General features: G+C 60.7%; 17 protein-coding genes and 1 tRNA gene. 16 read left to right on the top strand and 2 right to left on the bottom strand.

From position 1 onward, the window contains the following. The first annotated feature begins 66 nt into the window (after positions 1-66). From CCOS864_RS21750 to CCOS864_RS21685, 14 genes are all read left to right on the top strand, one after another. Entirely contained in the window at positions 67-813 is a 747-nt protein-coding gene (locus CCOS864_RS21750) for a YebC/PmpR family DNA-binding transcriptional regulator (protein ID WP_115088309.1), read from the top strand. A 170-nt stretch (positions 814-983) separates the two neighbouring features. Continuing rightward, positions 984-1508 carry a crossover junction endodeoxyribonuclease RuvC gene (gene ruvC / locus CCOS864_RS21745; RefSeq protein WP_045193540.1) on the top strand — a complete coding sequence of 175 codons (525 nt, stop codon included), beginning with the start codon at positions 984-986 and terminating at the stop codon, positions 1506-1508. A gap of 108 nt (positions 1509-1616) precedes the next feature. Further along, entirely contained in the window at positions 1617-2225 is a 609-nt protein-coding gene (gene ruvA, locus CCOS864_RS21740; RefSeq protein ID WP_115088308.1) for a Holliday junction branch migration protein RuvA, read from the top strand. Next, a complete protein-coding gene (gene ruvB / locus CCOS864_RS21735) occupies positions 2226-3281 on the top strand; it encodes a Holliday junction branch migration DNA helicase RuvB (RefSeq protein ID WP_115088307.1) in 1056 nt (351 codons plus the stop codon). A 125-nt stretch (positions 3282-3406) separates the two neighbouring features. Beyond that, entirely contained in the window at positions 3407-3862 is a 456-nt protein-coding gene (gene ybgC / locus CCOS864_RS21730; RefSeq protein WP_115088306.1) for a tol-pal system-associated acyl-CoA thioesterase, read from the top strand. A gap of 2 nt (positions 3863-3864) precedes the next feature. Then, entirely contained in the window at positions 3865-4560 is a 696-nt protein-coding gene (tolQ, locus tag CCOS864_RS21725) for a protein TolQ (RefSeq protein ID WP_010223192.1), read from the top strand. A 14-nt stretch (positions 4561-4574) separates the two neighbouring features. After that, complete coding sequence (gene tolR, locus CCOS864_RS21720) at positions 4575-5027, top strand: protein TolR (protein ID WP_115088305.1); 453 nt, start codon at positions 4575-4577, stop codon at positions 5025-5027. After that, positions 5027-6103: a cell envelope integrity protein TolA gene (tolA, locus tag CCOS864_RS21715; RefSeq protein ID WP_115088304.1), complete on the top strand. Its 1077-nt coding sequence runs from the start codon at positions 5027-5029 to the stop codon at positions 6101-6103. Before tolR ends, tolA begins: the two co-directional genes overlap by 1 nt. Continuing rightward, the gene (gene tolB, locus CCOS864_RS21710) at positions 6100-7401 is read left to right on the top strand and encodes a Tol-Pal system beta propeller repeat protein TolB (RefSeq protein ID WP_115088303.1); all 1302 of its coding nucleotides are present in this window, start codon (positions 6100-6102) and stop codon (positions 7399-7401) included. Before tolA ends, tolB begins: the two co-directional genes overlap by 4 nt. A gap of 52 nt (positions 7402-7453) precedes the next feature. After that, a complete protein-coding gene (gene pal / locus CCOS864_RS21705; RefSeq protein ID WP_010223188.1) occupies positions 7454-7951 on the top strand; it encodes a peptidoglycan-associated lipoprotein Pal in 498 nt (165 codons plus the stop codon). Positions 7952-7957: 6 nt separating this feature from the next. Continuing rightward, positions 7958-8782, top strand: a complete 825-nt coding sequence (gene ybgF, locus CCOS864_RS21700; RefSeq protein WP_115088302.1) for a tol-pal system protein YbgF — start codon at positions 7958-7960, stop codon at positions 8780-8782. Positions 8783-8940: 158 nt separating this feature from the next. Then, a complete protein-coding gene (queE, locus tag CCOS864_RS21695; RefSeq protein WP_115088301.1) occupies positions 8941-9588 on the top strand; it encodes a 7-carboxy-7-deazaguanine synthase QueE in 648 nt (215 codons plus the stop codon). Positions 9589-9601: 13 nt separating this feature from the next. After that, positions 9602-10276 (top strand): 7-cyano-7-deazaguanine synthase QueC, encoded by a 675-nt coding sequence (gene queC, locus CCOS864_RS21690; protein ID WP_115088300.1) that lies wholly within the window; start codon positions 9602-9604, stop codon positions 10274-10276. A gap of 61 nt (positions 10277-10337) precedes the next feature. Next, a tRNA-Lys gene (locus CCOS864_RS21685) sits at positions 10338-10413 on the top strand. A 134-nt stretch (positions 10414-10547) separates the two neighbouring features. Here the strand turns inward: CCOS864_RS21685 and CCOS864_RS21680 are convergent. Beyond that, positions 10548-12761 carry a TonB-dependent receptor gene (locus CCOS864_RS21680; RefSeq protein WP_115088299.1) on the bottom strand — a complete coding sequence of 738 codons (2214 nt, stop codon included), beginning with the start codon at positions 12759-12761 and terminating at the stop codon, positions 10548-10550. Between the two features lie 262 nt (positions 12762-13023). Here CCOS864_RS21680 and CCOS864_RS21675 point away from each other — a divergent pair, with 262 nt between their 5' ends. Continuing rightward, positions 13024-13917, top strand: coding sequence for a glycosyltransferase family 2 protein (locus tag CCOS864_RS21675; protein ID WP_115088298.1), 894 nt, complete (start codon positions 13024-13026; stop codon positions 13915-13917). A gap of 17 nt (positions 13918-13934) precedes the next feature. Then, positions 13935-14555 (top strand): CatB-related O-acetyltransferase, encoded by a 621-nt coding sequence (locus CCOS864_RS21670; RefSeq protein ID WP_115088515.1) that lies wholly within the window; start codon positions 13935-13937, stop codon positions 14553-14555. Between the two features lie 9 nt (positions 14556-14564). On the opposite strand, the gene CCOS864_RS21665 is transcribed toward CCOS864_RS21670, so the two are convergent. Then, positions 14565-15818: an SMI1/KNR4 family protein gene (locus CCOS864_RS21665; protein WP_115088297.1), complete on the bottom strand. Its 1254-nt coding sequence runs from the start codon at positions 15816-15818 to the stop codon at positions 14565-14567. Positions 15819-15894 lie beyond the last annotated feature (76 nt).

Genomic DNA, 15894 nt, shown 5'->3' with positions numbered 1-15894 from the left:
CAAGGTCTCGGTCGGGCATGAGCGCGGCCGGGGCGTGGCATTGTTACAAAGGATTCGGAGTGCGTTATGGCTGGTCATTCCAAGTGGGCAAACATCAAGCACCGCAAAGAGCGCCAGGATGCCAAGCGAGGCAAGATCTTCACCAAGTGGATTCGTGAGCTGACCGTTGCCGCCAAGCAGGGCGGCGGCGATCCAGCCTCCAACCCGCGCTTGCGCCTGGCCCTGGACAAGGCGCTGGGGGCGAACATGAGCCGCGACATCATCGACCGGGCGGTTGCCCGCGGTGCTGGCACGGCCGAAGCCGACAACGTCGAAGAGCTCAGCTACGAAGGTTACGGCCCGGGTGGCGTGGCGGTGATGGTCGAAGCCATGACCGACAACCGCAACCGGACCGCAGCGGCTGTGCGCCATGCGTTCAGCAAGTGCGGTGGCAACCTGGGGACTGACGGCTCGGTGGCCTATCTGTTCGAGCGCAAGGGCCAGATCAGCTTTGCCGCCGGTGTCGACGAAGACGCGCTGATGGAAGCGGCGATGGAGGCCGATGCCGACGACGTGGTCAGCAACGAAGATGGCTCGTTCGAGGTCTTCACCTCGTTCAACAGCTTCTATGCCGTGCGCAATGCCCTGGAAGAGGCCGGTTTCAAGGCAGCGGACGCGGAAATCGTCATGCAGCCGACCACCAGTGCCGAACTTGACCTGGACGGCGCGCAGAAGGTGCTCAAGCTGATCGACATGCTTGAAGACCTGGACGACGTGCAGAACGTCTACTCCAACGCCGAGATTCCTGACGAAGTCATGGAACAGCTCGGCTAGTCCCAAGTTGTTCATTCAGGTGGGAGCGAGCTTGCCTCTCGATGCGATTGGGCGGTAGTGCGCAATCGCGGGGCAAGCCCGCTCCTGCCGGCCCGAGGCCGGATCTGCCTGCAGTTGCATTGCACCTGCGAGCCGGTCCGGCTTCTGTTTTTACTATGGCGCAAAGACGTATGACTCTGATTCTTGGCATCGACCCCGGCTCGCGCATCACCGGTTATGGCGTGGTGCGCCATAGCGGTCGTGGCTGCGAGTATGTGGCTTCCGGATGCATCCGTACTGGCGCGGGCGAGCTGCCGGAGCGTCTGCAGATCGTGTTTCGCGGGGTGCGCGAGATCATTCGCCAGCACGGCCCGGTTACCATGGGCATCGAGCGGGTGTTCATGGCGCGCAACGCCGATTCGGCGCTCAAGCTCGGTCAGGCGCGCGGCGCGGCTATTGTCGCTGCCATCGAAGAAGGCCTGGAGATTGCCGAGTACAGCGCCACCCAGGTCAAGCAGGCAGTTGCCGGCACCGGTGGGGCCAATAAGGAGCAGGTGCAGATGATGGTCATGCACCTGCTCAAGCTGACCCAGAAGCCGCAGATTGACGCTTCCGACGCCCTGGCCATCGCCTTGTGCCATGCCCACACCCGCTCAAGCCTGGTGCCCCATGGCCTGGGCACGGCGCGTAGTCGCAGCGGGCGCTTGCGGCTCTGATAGCATCATCCGCTGAAACAAATTTTGCCCGGGCAATGCCTTCGGCCATTGCATTTGCTGTTAGGGTTGACCGGTCGCTTGCCGGTGCCCATGAGGAAGGATCGGAACGTGATTGGACGTTTGCGCGGCACCCTGGCTGAAAAACAGCCGCCGCACCTGATTGTCGACGTCAACGGCCTGGGCTACGAGCTCGAAGTGCCGATGACCACCCTGTACCGCTTGCCCAAGGTTGGCGAAGTGGTGACCTTGCACACCCACCTGGTGGTGCGCGAGGACGCTCATCTGCTGTATGGCTTTCATGAAAAGCGCGAACGCGAGCTGTTTCGCGAGCTGATCCGCCTCAACGGCGTGGGGCCCAAGCTGGCCCTGGCATTGATGTCGGGCCTGGATGTCGACGAACTGGTACGCTGTGTCCAGGCCCAGGATGCCTCGGCCCTGGTCAAGGTGCCCGGGGTCGGTAAAAAGACCGCCGAGCGCCTGCTGGTTGAACTCAAGGATCGCTTCAAGGCCTGGGAAACCTCACCGGCCATGTTTGCCCTTGTGCCCAATGGTCCACTGCCGATTGCCAGCGTCTCCAGCGCCGAGGCCGATGCCGTCAGCGCGCTGATTTCCCTGGGCTATAAGCCCCAGGAAGCCAGCAAGGCGGTGGCCGCCGTGGATGCCAAGGGCCTGAGCAGTGAAGAGCTGATCCGTCGCAGCCTTAAGGGAATGATCTAAGTGATTGAAGCCGATCGACTGATAGCCGCCACCGGGCGCGACCGAGAAGAGGTCCAGGACCGGGCGATCCGTCCATTGCGCCTGGCCGAATACATCGGCCAGCCGGTGGTGCGCGAACAGATGGCCTTGTTCATCCAGGCCGCCCGCGGGCGCAACGAATCCCTCGACCACACGCTGATCTTCGGCCCGCCGGGGCTGGGCAAGACCACCCTGGCCAATATCATTGCCCAGGAGATGGGCGTGTCGATCAAGAGCACTTCGGGGCCGATCCTCGAACGCCCGGGTGACCTGGCTGCCTTGCTGACCAACCTCGAACCCCATGACGTGCTGTTCATCGACGAAATCCATCGCCTGTCGCCCATCGTCGAAGAAGTGCTGTACCCGGCCATGGAAGACTTCCAGCTCGACATCATGATCGGCGAAGGGCCGGCGGCGCGCTCGATCAAGCTCGATTTGCCTCCGTTCACCCTGGTCGGTGCCACCACCCGTGCCGGCATGCTGACCAACCCGCTGCGTGACCGCTTCGGCATCGTCCAGCGCCTGGAGTTCTACAACACCGAGGACCTGGCGACCATCGTCAGCCGTTCCGGTGGCATTCTTGGCTTGCCCATCGAGGACGAAGGCGCCTTCGAGATCGCCCGCCGGGCCCGCGGTACGCCACGGATCGCCAACCGCCTGCTGCGGCGGGTGCGCGACTACGCCGAAGTGCGCGGCAAGGGCCATATCACCAAACCGGTTGCCGACATGGCGCTGAACCTGCTGGATGTCGACGAGCGCGGGTTCGATCACCAGGACCGGCGCCTGCTGCTGACCATGATCGAGAAGTTCGACGGTGGTCCGGTGGGGGTCGACAGCCTGGCTGCGGCCATCAGCGAAGAGCGTCACACCATCGAGGACGTGCTCGAGCCCTACCTGATCCAGCAGGGCTACATCATGCGCACGCCACGGGGCAGGGTGGTGACCCGGCACGCGTACCTGCATTTCGGTCTGAATATTCCCAATCGGATGGGGGAATCGATCACCGGTGAGGGTTTTTCCGCCCAGGCCGATGAGTGACAGATTTATCCAGCGTTTCTGTGGTCCTATCCGCGGGCATGGCTCAGTCACGCTGGCAATACGACATAATCGATGAAAAACAGTTGCCGGGGCGGATTGGCAAGCTGAGGAGTTAGCACTAGAGTATGCGCGCGCAAATTGAGCTAGAGCCGTTCGCACATCGTTGTCGTGTCTATTACGAAGATACCGATGCCGGCGGCGTGGTGTATTACGTCAATTACCTGAAATTCATGGAACGTGCCCGCACCGAGCGGTTGCGTGCCCTGGGCTTTGCCCAGTCGGCAATGGCGCAGGAAAACCTGCTGTTCGTGGTCCATTCCAGCGAGGCGCGCTATCACGCGCCAGCGCGGCTGGACGACGAATTGCGGGTCACCGCGCAAGTGCTTGAATTGAACCGCGCCAGCTTGAGCTTCGTGCAGCAGGTATGGCGCGAAAAAGATGCAACGCTGCTCTGCGAAGGGCAGTTCCTGGTGGCCTGTGTGCGCGCCGATACTTTCAAACCCCGGGCCATTCCCCCAGCGCTGCGCGCGGCCTTTGCCGAGGCGGGCGATCCGGGTACTCATTCAAATGCAGGAGATTAAGCGTGGAAGCTAACGTCGTCGACCATACCTCCATGTGGAGCCTGGTCAGCAATGCCAGCATCGTGGTACAGCTGGTCATGCTGATTCTGGTTGCCGCATCGGTAACGTCATGGATCATGATTTTTCAGCGCAGCACCATGCTGCGCGCCGGTCGTCGTGCGCTGGACAGCTTTGAAGAGCGCTTCTGGTCGGGCATCGACCTGTCCAAGCTGTACCGTCAGGCTGGCAGCAACCCGGACCCGGATTCGGGCGTAGAACAGGTGTTCCGCGCCGGCTTCAAGGAATTCTCGCGTCTGCGCCAGCAGCCGGGCGTCGACCCTGATGCGGTCATGGAGGGCGTTGGCCGGGCCATGCGCGTCGCCATCTCCCGTGAAGAAGAGAAGCTCGAGCAGAGCCTGCCGTTCCTCGCCACCGTTGGTTCCACCAGCCCGTACATCGGCCTGTTCGGTACCGTCTGGGGCATCATGAACTCCTTCCGCGGCCTGGCCTCGGCGCAGCAAGCGACCCTGGCCACCGTGGCCCCGGGTATCGCCGAAGCCCTGATCGCCACCGCGATCGGCCTGTTCGCCGCGATCCCTGCGGTTATTGCCTACAACCGTTTCGCTGCCCGCAGTGAAGTCTTGATCGGCCGTTACTACACGTTCGCCGACGAGTTCCAGGCCATCCTGCACCGTAAAGTGCACACCAGCGAAGAGTGATCAGGTAAAAGCCCATGGCCCGAGTTCGCCACAAACGCAAGCCGGTCGCCGAAATGAACGTGGTGCCATACATCGACGTGATGCTGGTACTGCTGGTGATTTTCATGGTGACCGCACCCATGCTCAACCAGGGCGTGAAGGTCGACTTGCCCAAGGTTTCCAGTGAAGCCTTGCCGCAGGACAACAACACCCAGGTCCTGACCATTTCGATCAAGGCTGACAAGACCTACTTCTGGAACCTTGGCAGCGAGGTCGACACCGACAAGCAGATGGACAAGGCCATGACCTTGCCGCAAATGACCGACGCCGTGACCAAGATCATCAGCGCCGGCCGTGACCAGGGCAAGCAGACCCAGGTCTTCATCCGTGGTGACAAGTCCGTCGACTATGGCGCGGTCATGGGTGCCATGGGCGGGTTGCAGAAGGCAGGTGTCGGTAACGTTGGCCTGATTACCGAGGCGCCCTGATGCAACAGCGAGAGCCATCCGCCTCGGAAAGCTATTTCTGGCCCAGTGTCTGGGCCATTGCGCTGCACGTTCTGGTGTTCGGCATGCTGTTCGTCAGTTTTGCCATGACCCCGGAACTGCCGCCGGCCAAGCCTATTGTCCAGGCAACCCTGTACCAGCTGAAATCCAAGAGTCAGGCGACCACCCAGACCAATCAGAAGATTGCCGGTGAAGCCAAGAAGACTGCTTCGCGTCAAACCGAAGAAGAGCAGATGGAACAGAAGAAGGTCGAGCAGCAGGCAGTGAAGGCTGCGGAACAAAAGAAAGAAGAAGCTGCTCAAAAGGCCGAAGAGGCGCGAGCCGAAGCCGAAGCGAAGAAAGCCGAGCAGGCCGAGAAGGCCGAGGAAGCGAAGAAAACCGCCGAAGCCAAGAAAGCCGAAGAGGCGAAGAAGGCCACCGAGAAGCAACAGGCTGACATCGCCAAGAAGAAGGCCGAAGAGGAAGCCAAGAAAAAGGCTGACGAAGAGGCCAAGAAGCAGGCGGCTGAAGAAGCCAAGAAAAAAGCAGCCGAGGACGCCAAGAAGAAGGCGGCCGAGGACGCGAAGAAAAAAGCAACGGCTGAAGAGGCGAAGAAAAAAGCCGCCGAAGACGCCAAGAAGAAAGCTGCAGCTGATGCAGCCAAGAAGAAGGCACAGGATGCAGCCCGCAAGGCGGCGGAAGACAAGAAAGCCCAGGCCCTGGCCGAGCTTCTGTCCGACACCACCGAACGGCAGCAAGCCCTGGCTGACGAGCAGGGTGATCAGGTAGCCGGCGATTTCGACGACCTGATTCGTGCACGTGCGGCCGAGGGCTGGGCACGTCCGCCTTCTGCGCGCAAGAACATGACGGTGGTCCTGCAGATCGGCATGTTGCCCGATGGCACCATTACCTCGGTGAGCGTAGCCCGCTCCAGTGGTGACGGTCCGTTTGACAGCTCGGCTGTGGCAGCGGTCAAGAACATTGGTCGTTTAACCGAGATGCAGGGCTTGAAACCGAGCGAATTCAATCCCTATCGTTCATTCAAGATGACATTCACACCTGAGGATCTAGCCTTGTGATTAACCTTCTTCGAGGACTGCTGGTTGTTCTCTGCTGTGCAGCAGGGTTGGCCGTAGCAGATGAAAAGAACATCCTGGTCACCAGCGGCAGCGATCGCGCGACGCCGATCGCCGTCGTGCCGTTCGGTCTGCAGGGCGGTAGCGTGCTGCCTGAAGACATGGCTGACATCATTGGTAATGACCTGCGCAACTCCGGTTATTACTCGCCGATCCCGCGGCAGAACATGATCAGCCAGCCGAGCCAGGCCAGCGAAGTGATCTTCCGTGACTGGAAAGCCCTGGGCGCCCAGTACATCATGGTCGGCAGCATCGTCCCTGCGGGCGGTCGCCTGCAGGTGCAGTACGCGCTGTTCAACGTCGCCACCGAGCAGCAAGTGCTGACCGGCAGCGTCTCGGGCAGTGTCGACCAACTTCGCGACATGTCGCACTACATCGCCGACCAGTCGTTCGAAAAGCTCACCGGCATCAAGGGTGCGTTCTCTACCCGCATGCTGTACGTGACTGCCGAGCGCTTCTCGACCAACAACACCCGTTACACCCTGCAGCGTTCCGACTACGACGGTGCGCGGGCAGTAACCCTGCTGCAATCGCGTGAGCCGATCCTGTCGCCGCGCTTTGCCCCGGATGGCAAGCGCATTGCCTATGTGTCGTTCGAGCAGAAGCGTCCGCGCATCTTCGTTCAGCACATCGACACCGGTCGCCGTGAGCAGATCACCAACTTCGAAGGCCTCAATGGTGCGCCAGCCTGGTCTCCGGATGGTTCGCGCCTGGCGTTCGTGCTGTCCAAGGACGGCAACCCGGACATCTATGTGATGAACATGGGTTCGCGCCAACTGTCGCGCGTGACTGCAGGTCCTGGTATCAACACCGAACCGTTCTGGGGTAAAGATGGCTCGACCATCTACTTCACCTCCGACCGCGGTGGTAAACCACAGATCTACAAAACCAATGTTTCCGGTGGTGGTGCAGAGCGGGTAACTTTCGTGGGTAACTACAACGCCAACCCTAAACTGTCGGCGGATGAAAAGACCCTGGTGATGATTCATCGCCAACAAGGTTTCACCAACTTCAAAGTGGCTGCACAAGATTTGCAACGCGGCAGTGTAAAGATTCTCTCGGAAACAAGTCTTGATGAGTCACCCACTGTTGCGCCCAACGGCACCATGCTAATCTACGCCACCCGCCAGCAGGGCCGGGGAGTCTTGATGCTCGTCTCTCTCAACGGACGCGTGAGGCTCCCGCTTCCTACCGCTCAAGGCGAAGTCAGAGAACCGTCCTGGTCCCCTTACCTGAACTGACGCGGCGCTTTACGTTTTACTTAACACACTGGGGTTCATTAGGAGTTTCACGATGGAAATGCTGAAGTTTGGTAAGTTTGCTGCGCTGGCTCTGGCCATGGCCGTAGCTGTAGGTTGCTCCTCGAAAGGCGGTGACGACGCAGGTCAAGGCCAAGTCGATCCTAACGCTGGCTACGGTGCCAACACTGGCGCTGTTGACGGCAGCCTGAGCGAAGAAGCTGCTCTGCGCGCAATCACCACCTTCTACTTCGAATACGACAGCTCGGACCTGAAGCCAGAAGCCATGCGCGCTCTGGACGTTCATGCCAAGGACCTGAAAGGCAACGGCGCTCGCGTCGTGCTGGAAGGTAACACCGACGAGCGTGGTACTCGCGAATACAACATGGCTCTGGGCGAGCGTCGTGCGAAAGCCGTTCAACGCTACCTGGTACTGCAAGGCGTTTCTCCTGCCCAGCTGGAACTGGTTTCCTACGGCGAAGAGCGTCCAGTTGCTACCGGTAACGACGAGCAGTCCTGGGCTCAGAACCGTCGCGTCGAACTGCGTAAGTAATTCGATATGCGAACGTGCCGTCGTGCTGTAACCGTCCTGGCTCTCACCCTGCCTCTCATGGCCTGGGCTGAGGTTCCTGTTGTTGATGACAACGCAGGCTATAGCGGCGCAAGCAGCTATCCGCCTGCGGGTTATGGTACGAACGGCGCCTATGCCGGGGGAGGGGTTACGGCCCCTGCCTCGGCACAGGGCCAGCTGTTCATGCAACTGCAGCAAATGCAGGAGCAGATCGCGCGTCAACAAGGCATCATTGAAGAGCTGCAAAATGATGTGTCACGCATGAAACAGGAGAGCCTGGAGCGTTACCAGGACCTGGATCGGCGTATTGGAAGCGGTGTTGCACCTGCCGCCACTCCTGATAATTCCTCCACCGGTGGCGAAGCCGCCGGTGCCGCTGCAGGCGCTGCCGCTGGTGCTGCCACCGGCCAGCCAGCAGCCAGTAGCGAACCTGGCGATCCGGCGAAAGAAAAGCTCTACTACGATGCTGCTTTCGACCTGATCAAAGCCAAGGATTTCGACAAGGCCAGCCAGGCGTTCAACGCCTTCCTGCGCAAGTACCCGAACAGCCAGTACGCCGGCAACGCGCAGTACTGGCTCGGTGAAGTGAACCTGGCCAAGGGCGACCTGCAAGCCGCAGGGCAAGCCTTCGCCAAGGTCAGCCAGCTGTATCCCAAGCACAACAAGGTGCCGGATTCGCTGTACAAGCTGGCCGATGTTGAGCGCCGCCTGGGTCACACCGACCGGGTCAAGGGCATTCTCCAGCAGGTGGTCACCCAGTACCCGGGGACCTCGGCTGCACAACTGGCTCAGCGCGACTTGCAGAAGCTCTGAGTCGGTCGCTTTAAAAGAAACCCGCGCTAGTCGCGGGTTTTTTCGTTAGAATCACTGCCCTTTTATGAAACACGCTGCTGCGAACTACGCGATGTCGAGTTCTCAGTGGTGCCTGACGGAGGCGGACAGCCTGTTTAGCTGTTACGCCCGTGGCGACTATGCAAGACACATTACGTATCACCGAAGTTTTTTACTCTTTGCAGGGTGAAACGCGTACCGCTGGGCTGCCCACGGTATTCGTTCGCCTCACCGGCTGCCCGCTGCGTTGCCAGTACTGCGACAGCGAGTACGCGTTCAGCGGCGGCAGTATCCGCACCCTTGATTCGATCCTCGAACAGGTCGCTGGCTTCAAGCCGCGTTATGTCTGCGTAACCGGTGGCGAACCGCTGGCCCAGCCCAACGCTATCCCTTTGCTCAAGCAACTGTGTGACGCCGGTTACGACGTTTCGCTGGAGACCAGTGGTGCCCTGGATATTTCCAGGGTCGATACCCGGGTCAGCCGCGTCGTCGACCTCAAGACCCCAGGCTCGGAAGAAGTGCACCGCAACCGTTACGAGAACATCGAACTGCTGACCCGCAACGATCAGGTCAAGTTCGTCATCTGCTCTCGTGAAGACTATGACTGGGCGGTGTCCAAGCTCATTCAGTACGGCCTGGAAAAACGTGCCGGCGAAGTGCTGTTCTCGCCAAGCCACCATCAGGTGAGCGCAACTGACCTGGCCGACTGGATCGTGGCCGATAATTTGCCGGTTCGCTTCCAGATGCAGCTGCACAAGCTGCTATGGAACGACGAGCCGGGACGCTGACAGGAGCGATGCTATGACTGAGAAACGTGCGGTAATTCTGCTTTCCGGTGGTCTGGACTCGGCCACCGTGGTCGCCATGGCCAAGGCTGAAGGCTACAGTTGCTACACCATGAGCTTCGACTACGGCCAGCGCCATCGCGCTGAGCTGAACGCCGCAGCGCGGGTAGCCCGCGACCTGGGCGTGGTCGAGCACAAGGTCATCGGCTTGAGCCTGGACGGCATCGGTGGCTCGGCCCTGACCGACAGCAGCATCGATGTGCCCGAAGCACCGAGTGAAGGCATCCCGGTCACCTACGTGCCGGCGCGCAACACCGTGTTCCTGTCCCTGGCCCTGGGCTGGGCAGAAGTGCTGGAGGCCCGCGATATCTTCATCGGCGTCAATGCCGTGGACTATTCCGGTTACCCGGATTGCCGTCCGGAGTTCGTCGAGGCTTTCGAGCGCATGGCTAACCTGGCGACCAAGGCCGGTGTCGAAGGGCAGGGCTTCCGTATCCAGGCGCCGCTGCAGAACCTGAGCAAGGCGCAGATCGTCCAGGCCGGCATGGCCCGCGGGGTTGACTACAGCCTTACCGTTTCTTGCTATCAGGCCGACGATGAAGGCCGCGCCTGTGGTAAATGCGACAGCTGCCGCCTGCGCGCCGACGGCTTCAAAGCTGCCGGTGTAGAGGACCCGACCAGATATTTTTAAATTATTTTGCGATGGGGTGTTGATTTCCTGTTAGAAATCAGTATTATACGCGCCATCCAACGGGTCGTTAGCTCAGTTGGTAGAGCAGTTGGCTTTTAACCAATTGGTCGTAGGTTCGAATCCTACACGACCCACCATACGCTGTAAGAAAAAGCCCGCGTCCTGCAAAGGTCGCGGGCTTTTTCGTTTCTGTGGGAGCGGGCTTGCCCCGCGATTGCGATATGAAGGACATACGCAATCGCGAGGCAGGTTGCACCCTCGCTCCTACAAATCAGAACGCATAGGTCGCCGAGAGAATCGCCGAACGCGCATCGCCATACTCGATGGCCGAAGAACGCGCATCGGTGCCGTTCTGCTGGCGTACACGCTCGACATAGTCCTTGTTGAACAGGTTGTTGACGTTCAACTGCAGGTCGAGGTCTTCGTTGACCCGGTACGCCACCATGGCGTTGTGCAGCCAGTAGGCGTCGAGCTTGGCGCTGGTGCTGGAGGTCACGTTGCGTTCGCTGACATAGCGCGCGCCATAGCCGAGGGTCCAGCCAGCCGGCAGCTCGTAGGTGGTCCACAGGTTGAGCGAGCGTGGTGGGGTGTTGCCCAGCGCCTGGCCTTCACGGGCGATACCGGCTGCGGTGTTGGCGGCCTTGAGGGTTTCACTGTCGAGGAAGGTGTAGTTGGCGAACACGTCCCACTGCTCGGTGATGTGCCCGGTCACGCCGACTTCCACACCCTGCACGCGTTGCTTGCCGGCCAACTGGGTCGAGCCGTCGGCCATGGTTTCGCGGGCGTTGGTCTTCTCTACGCGAAACACAGCCGCGTCCAGTTCCAGGCGCTTGTCGAGCAACTCCCACTTGGTCCCCAGTTCCCAGGTCTCGTTTTTCTCCGGGGCCAGGTTTTCGGTGGTAGCACTCAGGCCGCCGCCGGTAGAGGCCAGGCTCTCGGCGGAGGGGTTGAAGGAGTTGCCCCAGGCCAGGTAGATACGGCCGTTCTCGGTGGGTTTGTAGACCAGCCCGGCACGCCCGCTGAGCTTCTCGTCGGTGGACTCGAAGTCGGAGGTGCGCACATGTGCAGCGTCGTAGCCTTGGGCTTCGCCCTTGAACTTGTCATAGCGCAGGCCAAGGTTCAGGTCCCATTGCTCATGCAGGGCGATGGTGTCGAACACATACAGCGCCTGGTTGGTCAGTTCGGTGTCGGTGTAGCCGCTGGTGGCCTTGTTGGCGGGCCCCGACCAGTGTCCTGGCGGGTTGCTCAGGTCGTAACCGTTGGCTGGATACAGGGCGTTGCTGAGCCCGTAGCCGTAGGTTTTCAGGTCCATGGTTTCGCGTGACACTTCCATGCCGCTGACCAGGTCGTGACGCATGCCCAGCAGGTTGAAGTTGCTGATCAGGTTGGTCTGGTTGATCCACATTTCGGTGGTTGCGTCGCGGCCATAGCCTTGCGGGCCTGCGGGGCGGTAACGGCCCGGGGGGACGCCGGTGGTGTTGACGTGGGAAGCGGACACCGTGGTATCGCGGGCGATGTGGCTGTAGCGCGTGAGGTTTTGCAGGCGCAGGTTATCGTTGAAGTCGTGCTCGAAGTTGGCGGTGAATGAGCTTTGCTCGATCTCTTCCTTGTCGAGGTTCTTCCAGCCGAAGTAGTCCTCGCGGTTTACCCCCGCCAGGCGTTTGCCATCCAGGGCCGGCACACCGTAGTCGGGCAGATTGTCATCGACCTGGTGGAAGGCGCTCAGGGTCAGGCGCGTGGATTCGCTCAGGCCCAGGCGCAGGGAAGGGGCGATACCCCAGCGCTCGCGGTCGATCTGTTCGCGGCCGGCCACGTCGTTCTGGTGGCCCATGAGGTTGATGCGAAACGCGCTGTCTTGCCCCACGCCTTCCAGTGGCTGGTTGCTGTCCAGGGTCATGCGGTAGTAGTTGTCGGTGCCGACGCTGCCGCCCAGGCGGGTGAAGGCCTGGTCCTGGGGCTGCTTGCTGATGATGTTGATGCTGCCGCCGGTGGTGCCGGCGCCGCCGAACACCGAGTTGGGGCCTTTGATGACTTCGACCTGCTCGACATTGAACGTATCGGTACGGTTGGTCTGGGCGCTGTCGCGCAGGCCGTCGATCTGGATGTTGCTGTTGGCCGAGAAGCCGCGGATGTTGATGCTGTCGCCCGAACCGCCACCGCCTTCACCGGCGTTGAAGGTGATGCCGGAGACGTTGGACAGTACCTGGCGCAGGCTCAGCGCCTGCTGCTCCTTGATCACCTGGGAGGGCACCACGGTAATGGTCTGCGGGGTGTCGAGCAGCGGTGTGGCGTATTTGCTCGAGGCCGAGCGTTCGGTCTTGTAGTCGCCGCTGGCCTGGGCATCAATGTTGATGTTACCCAGCTCAAGAGGCGGGCTGGAAGTCTGCTCTGCGAGCGAGCAGCTCGATGCCGAAGCGACGGCCAGGCCCAGTGCTGAAGCCATGAAGGAGTGTGAAGAACGGCTACGGGCAATTTCGCAAGTCATGTAAGGTGCCACCCAGGGATAAATAAATGCAAGTGTTTATGAGAATTATTAGCAGTTGCGCTTTCATGATAATCTCTCGGCCTGTATTCTTTTCAGTATTTAGGTGTTTCTGAATATTTCTGGCTGCGGGCGCATCGGCTGGTACCGAGGCGTCGCCGCATCATGACAATGGCGACGAGTTCCAGCATGATGGTGGCCATTTTTTGATTCAGACGATCAGCAACAGCCTCCACAGAGAGGCCGACGTGAGGCATTACCCGCAATGACCCCCGAGCATTTGCAGCCGCTCTCCCAGCCACTGGCATCGCAGCCGCTGGTTTCCATCGTTGCTCCTTGCTACAACGCCGAGAAGTACCTTGAGGCTGCGCTGCAAAGCATCTTTGCCCAGGACTACTCCAACTTCGAAGTCATCATTGTTGACGATGGCTCGACGGACAACAGTCTGGCGATGCTCCGGGCGCTGCAGGATACTTACGATTTCAAGCTCCTGACCCAGCAGAATCAGGGCGTCAGCGCTACGCTGAACAACGGCCTCAAGCATGCCAGGGGTGTGTATGTTTCCACCCCGGATCTGGACGACATCATGCTTCCCCATTCGCTCAGCGTCAGGGCCAGGTATCTGGATGAACACCCGAAAGTGGGCTGCGTAGGTGCCTTGATCGCTTATATGGACAGCGACGGTGCCGAGATCAAGACCCAGCACCGTACCAAGGTGAAGAAATTCAGCTTCGATCAGATCGTCAGCGAAGCGGTGGTCATTGGTGCCCCCGGCGCGTTGTACCGCATGGAGGCTTTGCAGGCGGCGCAGTTTTACGACCCGAACATCAAAGTCCAGGATTTCCAGATAACGCTCAGAATTGCCAGCAAGGGTTACGAGATTCACGAGTTGCCCGTCTGTGTCACCCGTTATCGTCGACACCCCAATAACCTGTCTCGAAGGTTCAAGGTGTTGCTCGATGCCGATATGCTGGCAATGGCGCCTTATCAGGCGCATCCCGGTTACCAGAAGGGCAGGACGGTGCTGGTCAACAAGGCATTGAAGTATGCGGTGGTTGCCGACAAGAAGTTCGCCTGGAGCCTGTTGCGCACGATTCCGTTGCGCAATTACAACCGTACAACGCTCAAACGCTTGAAGCGCCTCGTACTGCACCGTTGATCAGCAAGGACCCCTTTGTGAAGTTATTCGACCTCTTGAAACAGCGTCGGGAGCGCAAGCGATTGCGCTCGATGGACAAGCTCGAGCGCGCTGCAGAAAAAATCAGGCTGCGCTATCCCCGATACAGTGTCGGGGTAGGCACCTATGGCATTCCGGAAGTCGTCGAATTTGGCGACGACACCGTACTGAAAATTGGCTCCTACACCTCGATCGCGGCGGGGGTACAGATTCTGCTGGGCGGTGAGCACCGTACCGACTGGCTGACCACCTACCCGTTTCCGGCCATGGTCGATGCCGTCAAGGACATCAAGGACTATGCGCCCAGCAAAGGCGATGTGGTGATCGGCAGTGATTGCTGGATCTGCACCAACGCGGTGATCCTCTCGGGCGTGACCATCGGCCACGGCGCAATTGTCGCCGCCGGAGCGATGGTCTCCCGCGATGTGCCTCCTTTTGCGGTGGTAGGTGGCAACCCTTGCAAGCAGATCAGGTGGCGGTTTGACGAAGATGTGCGCAACATCCTGCTGGAATCTGCCTGGTGGGACTGGCCCATGGACGAAGTCAAGGCGGTATCGAGGATGCTCAGCAGTTCGGACCTTGACAGCTTTCTTGCCTACATCAAAGCCCGCAACGGCTGACAGTCGTCCTCAGGTGAACAGGCGCTGGCGCAGCGTGTCGATACGCTCGGCTTCGGCCAGGTAGTCAACGGCGCTGCGATTGCTGAACAGCTTGCCGGCCTTGATCCGTTTGGCGTCGCGTCGCTGCTGCTCGGCGCGCTCCAGTAGCGCTTCGCGCAAGGCGCTGGCACTGGCCGGCGAAGCTTCGAGCAGCGGGCGGGCCATGACCTCGGCGCTTGCCATGTGGTCCTGGGCAACGGCGCTCAGCACGGCGCCAGGTTCGCTCAAGGCGCCCATGCCCAGCAAGCGGGCAGCCAATGCCGGGGTGATCTGGGCTGCGCCCACCAGGAGGGTGTCTGCTTGCACGGGGACCCCCTGGTCGAGTAACCAGCTGGCAGCCTCCAGGTGCCCGTGCTGCAGGCAAGATTCCAGGCTTGCACCGCGACCGCGCAGTGTTTCGGTCAGATCGCAGCCCGCGTCGCGCAGCGTCTGCAAGCGCGGGATGTCGCCCTGTTCGGCGGCATCGAGCATCGCCAGCTGGCGAAGGCGCGGCTGATGGGCGAGGTTGCCGTCAGTCAGGGCCGGGCGCCAGTCGAGCAGGCGCTGACGCAGCAACACCTCAAGCCTTGCCTTGAGCGCCACACCCACCTCACCGGCCCCCTCCAGTTCATCCAGCGCTTCAAGCAGTTCGCTGGCGCTGCTGTACTCGGCCTGCGGGTCGAACGGGTCTTCTTCATAGGCCAGCAGGCGAAACAGTCCACCGACGTCATCAGCGATGCGCGCGAGGCTGTCCTGGTGCAGGCTGCCGGCCCAGGCCGGCGGCAACCCACGGCTCCAGGCAATCACCGTGCCATGGTCCGGGCCCGGGGTGACGCAGACGTAAAGGCGCTCCAGGTACTCGAAACCTGCGAAAGGCAGGTAGTCCAGTTTACCGCTCCATGGGCGACCCTGTTCCCGGGCGGCTTCTTCGGCCTGGTCCAGTTCGTGTTCGATCCAGCCCCAGAGGTCGCGGTAGCCGTCGCTGTCCGGATAGAACAGTTCACTGAAGGAGAATGGGTGGCGATGGCCATCGTAGACCACCTCCAGGTCGTAGCCGACGCGACCGCCAAAGCAGGTCTGCCATAGCTGCAACAGACCGGCAGGCACCGGGCCGGCCAGGTGGGCTTCGACCCGGGCCAGAGCTTGTGCGTCGATGGGCGGTTGAGTGTCGAAGATCACGCAGCCTTCAAACAGAGCCAGGTGATGGGCTTGCAGCAGCTGATGTTCGGCGGGGGAGAGTTCCATTCGTGGTCCACCTTCAGATTGGGCCGCAGACTCTAGCACGGTACGAAATCGTCATTGTATTGCTCGCGACCCTCAC

The organism is Pseudomonas wadenswilerensis (assembly GCF_900497695.1).
Lineage (GTDB): Bacteria > Pseudomonadota > Gammaproteobacteria > Pseudomonadales > Pseudomonadaceae > Aquipseudomonas > Aquipseudomonas wadenswilerensis.
This window is presented reverse-complemented; position numbering and strand designations above follow the sequence as displayed.

Bases quoted from the DNA above. Each gene is read 5' to 3' on its own strand.
- CCOS864_RS21750 (WP_115088309.1), top strand. From the start codon at position 67: ATGGCTGGTCATTCCAAGTGGGCAAACATCAAGCACCGCAAAGAGCGC.
- ruvC (WP_045193540.1), top strand. From the start codon at position 984: ATGACTCTGATTCTTGGCATCGACCCCGGCTCGCGCATCACCGGTTAT.
- ybgC (WP_115088306.1), top strand. From the start codon at position 3,407: ATGCGCGCGCAAATTGAGCTAGAGCCGTTCGCACATCGTTGTCGTGTC.
- tolR (WP_115088305.1), top strand. From the start codon at position 4,575: ATGGCCCGAGTTCGCCACAAACGCAAGCCGGTCGCCGAAATGAACGTG.
- tolA (WP_115088304.1), top strand. From the start codon at position 5,027: ATGCAACAGCGAGAGCCATCCGCCTCGGAAAGCTATTTCTGGCCCAGT.
- pal (WP_010223188.1), top strand. From the start codon at position 7,454: ATGGAAATGCTGAAGTTTGGTAAGTTTGCTGCGCTGGCTCTGGCCATG.
- ybgF (WP_115088302.1), top strand. From the start codon at position 7,958: ATGCGAACGTGCCGTCGTGCTGTAACCGTCCTGGCTCTCACCCTGCCT.
- queE (WP_115088301.1), top strand. From the start codon at position 8,941: ATGCAAGACACATTACGTATCACCGAAGTTTTTTACTCTTTGCAGGGT.
- queC (WP_115088300.1), top strand. From the start codon at position 9,602: ATGACTGAGAAACGTGCGGTAATTCTGCTTTCCGGTGGTCTGGACTCG.
- CCOS864_RS21680 (WP_115088299.1), bottom strand. From the start codon at position 12,761: ATGACTTGCGAAATTGCCCGTAGCCGTTCTTCACACTCCTTCATGGCT.
- CCOS864_RS21675 (WP_115088298.1), top strand. From the start codon at position 13,024: ATGACCCCCGAGCATTTGCAGCCGCTCTCCCAGCCACTGGCATCGCAG.
- CCOS864_RS21665 (WP_115088297.1), bottom strand. From the start codon at position 15,818: ATGGAACTCTCCCCCGCCGAACATCAGCTGCTGCAAGCCCATCACCTG.